This window comes from Methylomonas sp. MgM2, from assembly GCF_054172045.1.
In genome coordinates, this window is record NZ_JBSYXO010000062.1 from 1 (window position 1) to 10,405 (window position 10,405).

General features: G+C 47.3%; 12 protein-coding genes. 3 read left to right on the top strand and 9 right to left on the bottom strand.

The features are described from left to right. From ACW73I_RS22260 to ACW73I_RS22300, 9 genes are all read right to left on the bottom strand, one after another. A partial coding sequence (locus ACW73I_RS22260) for an IS66 family transposase (RefSeq protein ID WP_458031703.1) occupies nucleotides 1-759 on the bottom strand: 759 nt, incomplete at its 3' end. 431 nt (nucleotides 760-1,190) lie between these two features. After that, complete coding sequence (locus ACW73I_RS22265) at nucleotides 1,191-1,967, bottom strand: hypothetical protein (protein ID WP_458031704.1); 777 nt, start codon at nucleotides 1,965-1,967, stop codon at nucleotides 1,191-1,193. Nucleotides 1,968-2,066: 99 nt separating this feature from the next. Continuing rightward, nucleotides 2,067-2,363: a HigA family addiction module antitoxin gene (locus tag ACW73I_RS22270; RefSeq protein WP_458031705.1), complete on the bottom strand. Its 297-nt coding sequence runs from the start codon at nucleotides 2,361-2,363 to the stop codon at nucleotides 2,067-2,069. 12 nt (nucleotides 2,364-2,375) lie between these two features. Then, nucleotides 2,376-2,654: a type II toxin-antitoxin system RelE/ParE family toxin gene (locus ACW73I_RS22275; RefSeq protein WP_458031706.1), complete on the bottom strand. Its 279-nt coding sequence runs from the start codon at nucleotides 2,652-2,654 to the stop codon at nucleotides 2,376-2,378. A 42-nt stretch (nucleotides 2,655-2,696) separates the two neighbouring features. Continuing rightward, the gene (locus ACW73I_RS22280) at nucleotides 2,697-2,930 is read right to left on the bottom strand and encodes a hypothetical protein (protein WP_458031707.1); all 234 of its coding nucleotides are present in this window, start codon (nucleotides 2,928-2,930) and stop codon (nucleotides 2,697-2,699) included. Between the two features lie 20 nt (nucleotides 2,931-2,950). Next, nucleotides 2,951-3,232: a hypothetical protein gene (locus tag ACW73I_RS22285; RefSeq protein ID WP_458031708.1), complete on the bottom strand. Its 282-nt coding sequence runs from the start codon at nucleotides 3,230-3,232 to the stop codon at nucleotides 2,951-2,953. Next, nucleotides 3,229-3,711 (bottom strand): site-specific integrase, encoded by a 483-nt coding sequence (locus ACW73I_RS22290; RefSeq protein ID WP_458031709.1) that lies wholly within the window; start codon nucleotides 3,709-3,711, stop codon nucleotides 3,229-3,231. The genes ACW73I_RS22285 and ACW73I_RS22290 overlap by 4 nt, the downstream gene beginning before the upstream one ends. Beyond that, nucleotides 3,684-4,307 (bottom strand): hypothetical protein, encoded by a 624-nt coding sequence (locus ACW73I_RS22295; protein WP_458031710.1) that lies wholly within the window; start codon nucleotides 4,305-4,307, stop codon nucleotides 3,684-3,686. Before ACW73I_RS22295 ends, ACW73I_RS22290 begins: the two co-directional genes overlap by 28 nt. Continuing rightward, entirely contained in the window at nucleotides 4,307-4,843 is a 537-nt protein-coding gene (locus ACW73I_RS22300; protein WP_458031711.1) for a hypothetical protein, read from the bottom strand. The genes ACW73I_RS22295 and ACW73I_RS22300 overlap by 1 nt, the downstream gene beginning before the upstream one ends. A 472-nt stretch (nucleotides 4,844-5,315) precedes the next feature. On the opposite strand from ACW73I_RS22300, the gene ACW73I_RS22305 reads away from it, so the two are divergent. The 3 genes from ACW73I_RS22305 (at nucleotide 5,316) to ACW73I_RS22315 (ending at nucleotide 8,810) form a co-directional block, all read left to right on the top strand. Further along, nucleotides 5,316-6,422: a tyrosine-type recombinase/integrase gene (locus ACW73I_RS22305; RefSeq protein ID WP_458031712.1), complete on the top strand. Its 1,107-nt coding sequence runs from the start codon at nucleotides 5,316-5,318 to the stop codon at nucleotides 6,420-6,422. 422 nt (nucleotides 6,423-6,844) lie between these two features. After that, the gene (locus ACW73I_RS22310) at nucleotides 6,845-7,117 is read left to right on the top strand and encodes a hypothetical protein (protein ID WP_458031713.1); all 273 of its coding nucleotides are present in this window, start codon (nucleotides 6,845-6,847) and stop codon (nucleotides 7,115-7,117) included. Between the two features lie 385 nt (nucleotides 7,118-7,502). Continuing rightward, the gene (locus ACW73I_RS22315) at nucleotides 7,503-8,810 is read left to right on the top strand and encodes a DUF3987 domain-containing protein (RefSeq protein ID WP_458031714.1); all 1,308 of its coding nucleotides are present in this window, start codon (nucleotides 7,503-7,505) and stop codon (nucleotides 8,808-8,810) included. The last annotated feature ends 1,595 nt before the right edge of the window (nucleotides 8,811-10,405 follow it).

Consider the following 10,405-nt stretch of genomic DNA (forward strand, 5'->3'; position numbering starts at 1 on the left):
ATGCGCCTTGAATCGCTCCCACAGATTATGAGCATCGGATTTGGCCAGTCTGCCGCGTTTTCCACTGGGCTTCGGCGAAATGACGGGTAACTCTTTTTCGCCGCGCGTCAGAATGGCCCGGTAACGCCTTTGCAGGTTAGCCAACTCGCTATCTGTCAGTTTCTTGTCTGCCTGGTTAGAGACGGTGATACAGGTTTGCTGCAATAAGCGTTTCATATTCTTCGCCCAGCGATGGCCGTGCGCATCGACGATAAAGGTCAGTTCGCGCAGCAAATGCGAACCGCATAGACCATGCCCGCAGTTTGAATAGGCGAAATACGATGACCCACAATCGTGGATAATGACACCACCGTCACGCGGAATGAGATGAATCGACTCGATCGCCGCCTGGCCACGCTTTCGATGTAAAAACTTGCTCGTGATGTCGCCGGAGGCATAAACATGGAGCCAGTGATTTTTCCGATCCACTCGCAACGAGGTTTCATCCACATGAATCGCGGGAGCCCGCAGGAGTTGTTCTTTGGCTTGAGTCTCCCAGGTTTCCAAAGCCAGATGTAAGCGCAGCACGAATTTGAGTAAAGTCGACTCGCTAATCACCACATCCAGCATCGATGTCAGCAGCTTTTGAACCCGGTTCAGCGCGACCATTTGGCAAATCAGCAGATTGATCACAAAGGCCTTCAAACCGTCGCCATATTGTAAAGGTCCGTACAGGTCGGCTGGAAACAAACCTTTAACCGTGTTTGGCAGACCGGACATTGTTTGACCTCGGCATCGACGTGCGCCACCACTTTCTCGAACACAATATCGATCTTGGTGCGTCTTTCATGGTGAGCACTGAACCGCCCCGGCTTTGCTTAAGCCGTTGCGTTCGCGGTGACGCAATAGCCACACGAGTTGTGGCTTGGTGAACTTATCGGCGTGTTTTTTCTGGAACTCATCAACCGGCAAAATATCGTCCAAAAAATTAGACGCCTGTGTTTTTGATTGATTCGGTTGGTCTTGATTACTTGGCATATTTACCACCTCATTTGTTAAAAAATCCGCTGTTATTAACAGCGTGGTGGCATTATGTTTTGATGTGTTATTTTTTTCGATATAAACTCAAACGATTTATTGCCTTGAGTTTAATCAATAAAAATCAATGACTTAACGTTATGGTTTATGGTTTATGGTTTATGGTTTATGGTTTATGGTTTATGGTTTAACAAGTCTTGCTCAACAAAATCCGTTCTTTCGGTCGCGACATTAAATAACCAACACCATTCCGGGTTGGTTAATTCGAGAATTTCATGGGCTATTTGATTAGCGGAAATACTCTGACCTAGAATCTCGAAAAACTTTTTAATAAACACGTTTTTCTTGTGAATTTGGCTAGGCATTTCTATGTAACGAATAATTTCAGGGTTAGCCGTTTGCCGGCTCAACTCGCTGATTAACTCAGCAACAGAAGGAAAATATTTGTCGTCATAGCGACCTATAATCGGCTCAATTTTTGGTTCTATATGCCATTCGAACAAACATGACTTTCGAGTATCGCATGAGTTCTTAGCGGCCGATACCATCAATTCGGCCGCATCTTTATCAAATTTGGCCGAAATCCCGCAATTATGGCTTTTCATTTCTTCAATCTTGAGCAGCTTAACCAGTTCTGATACAGCCGTATGAATCTTTTTTAGATTGTCTAAATATTCCTTTTGACTAGATTTTATTTCCTTAGCTGTTTCTTCGTTGTAATGGAACACGCAAACTGTAAGCAAATCCAAAAGCACATGCCATTGTCCTCGAACGGGATCTGGAAACGCGACAAACCCCTTAGCAAAAATTGCTTCGAGACGTTCCATCATGTTCAAGTACTTTTGATGCTTATCTGCGGCTAGTCGTCCGGCAATGATTCGTCTTTCCGATGTGCCTAATTCAGGAACATTGACCAACACCGCACAGGCGACCGGCGGCAATTCAGCCATATCTGTACTCCTTCAAAGTACACCCTTCAATTAGATAACCAAGCCAACCAGTTGAAAGTTTCCGGCTTTCGGCCCGTCGACCTAGGCTTGGTTATTCGGTTACGCCGCTTGTGATCGATGCAGCGGCTTGACGTGAGGTTGTGGCTTTTGCCTGGCCTGCCAAAGATCGTATTCGGCTTGCATACGCACCCACGTTTCAGCGCTCGGACCTTCCATCCATGCTTCCAGGCGGATCGCCATGTCTGCGCTGATAGCCGCTTTGCCGTTGATCACCCGGGACAATGCCACTCTGGACACGCCCAGTTGATCGGCTGCCTCGGTCACGCTAATGCCCAATTCCGGCAATACGTCATCTTTCAATATGCTGCCAGGATGCGGCGGGTTAAACATAGCCATGTAAAGCACCTCTTAGTGATAATCCTGATAGTCAACGAGGATGGCGTCTTCGCCTTCGAACGTGAAGGTAAGACGCCAATTCCCGCTAACGGTAACCGCCCAATGGTCTGCCAAACTGCCTTTGAGCGGGTGAAGTTTCCAACCGGTGACGTTCATTTCTTGCGGGGACTTGGCCGCGTTCAGCAACATCAATTGCCGCGCCAATTTGGACGCATGGCCTGCATTGATGCCGGCCTTGGAGCCAGTCTCGAAGAACTGTTGAACGCCTTTATGCCGGAAACTCTTAATCATGACTCAGTGTATCCCTATGCTTTACAGTGTGCAAGCAACTCATTATCTCTGGTCACCTGTTTCTGGTATTTCACTTCTATATTGCAAGTGGGCTGTTTCTACCAAAACATATAGTTGTTTTGCTGAGACTCTGGCACCATCGACCAGTGCGGCCATTGCAAATCGATCTTGAATGGTCTCGTCGTCCCAAATTCGATCAGAAAGCATCTTGGTCAACTCTTCGATAGCATTGCAGAGTCTGAAAGCGTCCGTTTTTGCACAAGGTTGTTCTAACATGATGTGTACCTCGATATGTGTTATTCAGGGTTGATATTCACTACGTTATTTAGATCGTTGGTTTTTACGCGATTATGCAGGTCATCTTGATAATGTGTAAGCAGGGCTATCGCATCCACGATTTCATAGCGGATAGCCTGGATAGCGCGTTCAATATCGATACCAATCTGATCTTGATTGCTGCCGACTGCTTCCAATATCTCCGCTATACCAAGCGCACGGTAAAGTGAATTGGTAACCACGTCGACCACGTTCATACCGTTAGTTCGGTGAGGGAAAATATTTGTCGTGATTTCTTTCATTTTTTACCGCCTTGGCGGATCGCCGCCGTCATGACTTTATCGACCAATCGAGACTTATGTTCGACAGACAAATGGGAATAGCGCATCGTGGTTTGAGTGCATCGGTGCCCCAACACTTGGCCAATTTCCAGCAAGGTCGCACCGTGAGCCGCTAGCAGACTTGCACAGCTATGGCGCAAGTCATGCCATCGGAAATTCTCGATACCGGCATCGGCCAATGCTTTCAGCCAATGTTTTTTGAACTCGAACGGTTTATCCGGCATGATTTCCGATGGAAATATCGGGTTTTTGCCCACCTGGCGCATTGGCCGCAATTGGTCCATCACGAAATCGGGAATCGGACAGCTGCGCGGCTCTCCGATCTTGGTATCGGCCAAATAAGCCAAATTGCGTTCAAAGTCTAGGTCGCACCAACGCAAATACATCAGCTCCGACTTACGCATGCCGCTAGTCATGGCCAAAAGCACCAATAAGCGCATGTGCGGCCATTCCGACTTGGCGCAAGCATCCCAAGCAGGGCTTCCCGCTCAACGTCGTTCAGGAAGCGATGGCGCATGTTATTTAACCGTTTTGCCGGCACTCGGGAAACCGGGTTCGTTGTGATGAAACCTTCACCGATGGCAAACTTAAAAATGGCACTCAACACCGATCGATAACGGTTATAGGTTGTCGGGGCACGCGGCCTGTTAATGGTTTTGGTCTTGCCTTTGCCGTCACCGCGGATACACTTCCCGGCTTCCAGTTCTTTGAGTTGGGCACGGATCATGCCGCTGGTAATGTCGACCAGCTTGCAGGTACCAAAAGCCGCTAGCCAATAATTGGCGCGAATGACTTGGTTAGGGTCCTTGCCGGCCCATTGCGCCATGTATTCGTCGATCAACTGGTCGAAGCGCATGGTGGCCCCGGGCGAACCGAAAGCCTCCATAAGGTCCCGGTCGGCTTCGATGCGCCTTCCCCATGCCACGGCATCAAGTCGTTTGGAGAACGTCTTAGACTTAACCTGAATGCCGTTTTTTTTGATGATGGCCTTGAACACAACGCCGTGTTGCCGCTGTATTTTGCGGATAGTGGCCATTACGACGCCCTCTGTGACGCACCGCAGGCGAATACGGGCAAGGGATATCGATCTAACCCCAATCGAATGGCGATGGCTTGCAAGTCGTATAGGGAAGGATTTACGGGCACCAGTTCAATCAACCGGTCGTAAGTCACTCGGGAAGTGGCCAGCTCGGCCAATATTTGCGACCGGGCTTTATCGTCGGCTTCGTGAAAATAGAAAGTCCATTCCACGATCTGATAGCCGGCCTCCTTGGTCGCTCCGAAAATATCCCGATATCGGTACGCTTCGCCCTTGGTGGCAAAATTCGGGGACACTGGCCAATTGTCAGACTTGCGGATCAAGCCATAAAAAACAAGGTCATAATCTAGTTTTCCGCAGACACGACATTGTAACGGCTCATCGGGCAAATAAGGGTGAACAGGGGCTTGAGATAAATAGCCAGCGGCATCGCCGCAGTGAGGGCAATACGAAAATTGACCGATGGAATGATGATTTGATTTCGCATCCGGAACCGATGCGTCGATATTTTTGGGTAAAGATGTTGTCATCATGACAGCCTCCGATTTAACACAGGGCACCCAAGAAGGCACCCTTGAAAAAACACAGGTGCCCTACGGGTGACCTGTGGCCTTTTTCAGCGTGTTTAACCGATGGCAAAGAGTCTAAAAAATCCCTTTAAACTCAATAGGTTAAGTGGTGGCGACACCGGGAATTGAACCTGGAACCTCGGGGTTATGAATCCCAATAAATCTAAAAATCACAATAGATCACAATAAACAGTGATAAATAAATCAAATAGTTAGTGGTTTTTGCTTGTTGTTATTTATGGCTATTTTTTCCCATGCTTTATAATGAATTGGGACAAAAATGGGACAAAGATTTATAATCAAAACCCATAAATAAAACGGGCTCGAGGGTGCTACCAACACCGACAAGCCCTAGCCGATTCACTTAACAGGCTGGTTAAGCAATGACTGAGCGCATCATATCAAAAAATGCCGATTGCTTTTCCAAGGGGCAATCATGGCACGCATCAAAGAACGTACTGACAAAGACGGCAAACCACGCTATACGGCTGAGATAAGGTTAAAAGGCTATCCGCCCCAATCGGCCACATTCAAACGGCTGACCGACGCCAAAAAATGGATTCAAGACACCGAGTCGGCAATTAGGGACGGGCGGCACTTCAAAACTACAGAAGCCAAAAAGCACACCGTAGCGGAAATGATCGACCGCTATTTGCAATCAGCCGGATTGAATAAGGTTCAAGACGAGCATACCGGCTTACACCTAAGACGCTGGGAATATGAAATTGGCTACATGCTGCTTTCCGACGTAACCCCTGATACTTTAACCATCGTCAAAGAAAAGCTATTGAAAGAAACCGTAAGGACCGGCCAAAAGAGAAGCCCTACCACTGTGCTTAGGTATATGGCTTCACTATCTAAGGTATTCAATACGGCGGTTAAAAGCTGGGGATGGCTGGAAGATTCACCCATGCGAAACATCGAGAAGCCAAGAGCCGCAAAAGGCCGCGTTAGGTTTTTGAATGATGAAGAGCGGGTACGATTGACGGTCGCTTGTAAGGAATCGGCAAACCCATTGCTTTACCCTGCCTTCATCCTCGCCTTATCAACCGGGATGAGGCAAGCCGAAACCATGAATCTTTACTGGGGCAAAGCTCCGGCCAACCCGCCAACCAATAAAGCGTGGGGGGTGGTTCACCTTGAACAGAGTTGCATTATTTTGCATCAAACCAAAAACAAGGAAAAGCGGCGTATTCCATTGGTGGGCCTTGCTCTGCAAGTGTTGAAAGTTATGGGCAAGGTTCGACGGATCGACAGCCCGTTAGTGTTCCCGTCACATAAAGACCCGCTAAAACCCATCGACCTAAAGCAACCATGGCTAAAGGCTTTAGCGGTCGCAGAAATTGAGAATTTCCACTGGCACGACATACGGCATACGACCGCCAGCTATTTGGCGATGAATGGCGCAAGCTTGGCCGAAATCGCGGAAATTCTCGGACATAAAACCTTGCAAATGGTGCAGCGCTATTCCCACCTATCGGACAGCCACGTAAGCAACGTGCTAGCCAGCATGAACGCCAAAATTTTGGGTAATAGCGTTTAGGTTATCGGACGAATCAAAGCGAGACTTGCAAGGCAATTTATTTGAGCAGCCTTTGGGCTGATGCCTACGGTTCCCACCACCTCAAAAACCGTGAGATGGCGTGTCATGGCGTCCTAGAGAGGAAGAGGCTGGTATTACCTCGTAGAACGCGTGCCGGTTATTCGTATCTTTCAGACGGCCATGTTTCAAGTGGTTGCGTCTACGAACAACAAAATCTTCGGTTGATTTTACTGGGCCACGACACTCTTTTGCTTTTTTTCATTCCATATTAGGAAGCGCCTTCCGCAAGCGTTGCCGATCTTACAATTCTCCTTTATTCAAAATAAAGTTTTTCAAAATCAAATGATTGTTTATTTCTTTTGAAGGTTGTTAAAAGAAACAATGAGCAATAATTGTCAATAGAAAATTGCGATAAATAAGTCGTGACAGCATTATCCTTGCTTTTTAACAGAGCAAAAGAAATGACTGAAAATTGCAATAACGATCCAAAAAAAATTGAATCCGCACTCCCGGTTTTTACTGTTCGCCAGTTTTCACAACGTAATCCCGCATTTTCTGAGGCATCACTCCGCTTTCAACTCTTCAACCGTGAAACTAATGGATTGATCAAATCTGGTGCAGTTTTGACGATGGGCGGAAAGATTCTTATTCACGAACCCAAGTTCATGGAGTGGTTGCAATCAGGGACTAAGTGATGAGGATACGTAAATTTGGCGCGTTTGCCTTAAAAGCGCGCCAGAGTTCCTATACCGATAGTAATGCCACTGGAAAAGTTTTGTTCCATGCAAAGGAATCGGTGGTACGTCAACAGTTTGATCACCGCCCTTTTGCGACTGTTGTTTGTCTTAGTTCTGGCACGTGGGATCGAGCTAAACAATGTCGTAAACAGTCAGATGGAGCTCCAATGGTGTTGTTAACGGAAGGTCGATCCCTCGAACAATTTCACTGGCCTATTTTCGGATGCCTGGGTCTGGCTGACCGGTACATAGGGTCTGCTGGGGATTTTGTTGTTAGGTATGTAAATGATTACTGGCGAAAAGTCCTCGAATCAACCAAAACTTATCGTAAGGAGCTCAATCAGTGACTTTTTTACTTGAAGCATTGAAGCCTAATTATGGCGCAACAGAGGACGAGAACATTGCTTTAGCATTTTCTTTTCCTGAATTCGATGCAAGCAACCTTTATGGCGTTGCCGGTGACGTGGCGCGCATAGTAAGCAAAAACAGCGAGGCCGATCCGATGGCTGTGTACTGTAGTTTTTTGGCGATGAGTGCGGCAATGTTCGGACGTTTTAAATATATTCAGATAGGCGATACACGTCATTATGCGCGCCTTTATGTGGCATTGGTCGGCGCATCCAGCCGTGCCAGGAAGGGCACATCGTATAATCCTGTAAGCCGTATTATCCAAAAAACTGAAGAAATCTATTTACAGCGTTCAAACAATCCTACATTAAGCAGTCTTGTGATCGCCGATGGCGGACTATCCTCGGCAGAAGGGCTAATCTATCAAGTGAGGGACCAATCCGAGGAGAAAGAGGGCAAGGGCGGAGGTCCGCTATGGGATGGTGTAGAGGATAAGCGTCTGCTGGTCGTAGAAGAAGAGCTTGCCAACGTTCTTAAAATCAGTCAGCGCGAAGGTAACACGTTATCACCTATACTGCGTAAAGCGTGGGATGGTGGCAATCTTGCACCGATGACCAAGAACAACCGTCTTAAATCGAGTGATCCACACATAAACTTGTTGAGTCACATTACTCAATTCGAACTTAAACAGATGATGGCCAAAGCCGACTTGCACAACGGTTTGGCTAACCGTTTCTTGTGGGTAAGTGTACGTCGAACTCGGAAGTTGGCTTTTCCTCAGCCAATGGCCGATGACGATGTATTAAAAATCGCCAACCGCTTGTCCAAGGCCTTCATGAAATCGGTAATTCCGGAAGCAGTATCATTTACCTCAGAGGCACGTTATTTTTGGGTGCGGAAATATTATGAGGTTAGTACCGATAAGGCTGGCTTGATCGGTTCGTTAACATCTCGATCAGAAGCGCATGTCATGCGCTTAAGTTTGCTGTTTGCCTTGCTAGACGGTAACGCCCTGATTGATGTTCGACACGTCCAGGCAGCCATTGACCTGATTGACTATTGCAATGAGTCTGTGAAGTTCATCTTCACAACACCAGACGACACCAAGGCAAGTTCAGATGCTGATAGATTATTGTTGGCGTTAGCTCGTGGCCCCATGACTCAGACCGAAGTAAACAAGTTATTCAGCGGTCACAAAACACGTAGAGATCTATCGCAGATGCTCTCCGATTTACAAGCGCTTAACAAGATCAAATCCGTTCCAAAGCCAGGTTCAAAAAAGATTATGTGGGAATTGAAATAAATTAATCCTGAGAAAATGCGAAATTGCGGAAAAAGTCCGTATTTTGCCAATAAAACAGATAGTTACTATTTTCGCGTAAATTCGCGGAGATGAGAAAATATCACCCAGAATTTGTACCTATTTTCGCAAAATTCGCAAGCTTGTGAAAATAGCGAAGCCCAGACGGCATAGGGCTTAGATAGGCAAAATTCGCATTTTCGCGAATTCTCAAAGTAACAGATGAGAATTTACAAAATTAAACCAGTTTTAACAAACCAATCTAGCCCCTTTGAAAAAGAGCCGACTGTTGCTGTTATACGAACTTTCACGTGTCAGCGGTCGGCTAGAGAGCCAGCATACCGATGGTTATTCCATTTATGACTAAATTACGACGATATTAACCGTGCTTAGTTGTTAACGCGATATATCTTTAGGGCGTGTACTAATGCCTGCTAGCTAGAGAGAAAAGGCATTTGTTGTTGAAATCGTGGACTGGAATTTATCAAGGTGGGCGATCAATGATAATAGGATTGCAGTTTGGGCGACGGTTTTGATGGTGTTGTTACGTTCTGGAAGGTCTGACTTATATTGATGGCATCGACCTTTACCATTTTATGGTGCGTGTTGACAGCAACTGTTGCGCGCAACCAGTATGTTCCTATTCCACGCTTGCCAAATCGCGAAAATAGCGCCGAAAACGTCCGCGCACAATACCTTTGTCAACGTAATCCAACCTAACGCAACAACCATTGTCAACGAGTCGGTTTCTCGTCAGCTTGCTCATTCTGTTTTCGTTCAATCCCTTATAATTCGCGGCTTTCGCGGCATCCGACCACCTGTTTTCCGTTGTAATTATCGGCAGCAATCGCCCGTTTGCGCTTGCGCGCTAGCGCGTTTTACTCCCCCTAAAAAAAGAATTGTCAACAAGAAATAGTCGCTATGCCAGTTAAGAAGTAACAGCGCGGTGACCATGGTGGTCGATAAAAGCGGTTAAGGCCTCGTAACAGTTTTAGTCTTAATGGGGCGGTGCCGTCATAGCAACGGACACGGCCCGCTTGGGCTTTTTTTAAATTCACCTGAAACGATCATGGAGCAACAAAAGCCTACCTGTCCCGCAAGTAGGATTGTCCCCAGTGCGGGGTGTACGTGAACCGGTCCACCGCCGTTACCGGCGAAACGATGCCGGGACCGGGCGATATCAGCATCTGTGGCAAATACCGTATGGTGTTGGTGTTCGATGAGGCGATGAAACTGCGGACGGGCCACCCAGGAAGAAATCAACGAACATGCCTATGTGCGCGGTTTGGTGGTGAATTCATTTGAGCAACAAGCACGAAGGACGACGATCAACCCGGTATCCTGTGCCACCGTTGCGGCAGCAGTTCCAATCCGAATGACGTCAGGCACCGCTATTGTGGGCATTGCCGTCAGTCTCTGGACGATGCCCCTCTGTCCCGCGAGGCATCAGGGAGATGTGCTGAGGCGTTCCATGTTGCGGAAAAAACTGGGTTAAGACCGGGTCGCTGCCGCTATCCTCGATAACAGGCTGTTGAAATTTGCCGCCATACCTTCGGTTTCGACGCCATTTTTTGAAGCGCCGGGTGGTCTGCTAGCCT

Bases quoted from the DNA above. Each gene is read 5' to 3' on its own strand.
- ACW73I_RS22305 (WP_458031712.1), top strand. From the start codon at position 5,316: ATGGCACGCATCAAAGAACGTACTGACAAAGACGGCAAACCACGCTAT.
- ACW73I_RS22270 (WP_458031705.1), bottom strand. From the start codon at position 2,363: ATGGCTATGTTTAACCCGCCGCATCCTGGCAGCATATTGAAAGATGAC.
- ACW73I_RS22295 (WP_458031710.1), bottom strand. From the start codon at position 4,307: ATGGCCACTATCCGCAAAATACAGCGGCAACACGGCGTTGTGTTCAAG.
- ACW73I_RS22265 (WP_458031704.1), bottom strand. From the start codon at position 1,967: ATGGCTGAATTGCCGCCGGTCGCCTGTGCGGTGTTGGTCAATGTTCCT.
- ACW73I_RS22275 (WP_458031706.1), bottom strand. From the start codon at position 2,654: ATGATTAAGAGTTTCCGGCATAAAGGCGTTCAACAGTTCTTCGAGACT.
- ACW73I_RS22285 (WP_458031708.1), bottom strand. From the start codon at position 3,232: ATGAAAGAAATCACGACAAATATTTTCCCTCACCGAACTAACGGTATG.
- ACW73I_RS22300 (WP_458031711.1), bottom strand. From the start codon at position 4,843: ATGATGACAACATCTTTACCCAAAAATATCGACGCATCGGTTCCGGAT.
- ACW73I_RS22290 (WP_458031709.1), bottom strand. From the start codon at position 3,711: ATGCGCTTATTGGTGCTTTTGGCCATGACTAGCGGCATGCGTAAGTCG.
- ACW73I_RS22280 (WP_458031707.1), bottom strand. From the start codon at position 2,930: ATGTTAGAACAACCTTGTGCAAAAACGGACGCTTTCAGACTCTGCAAT.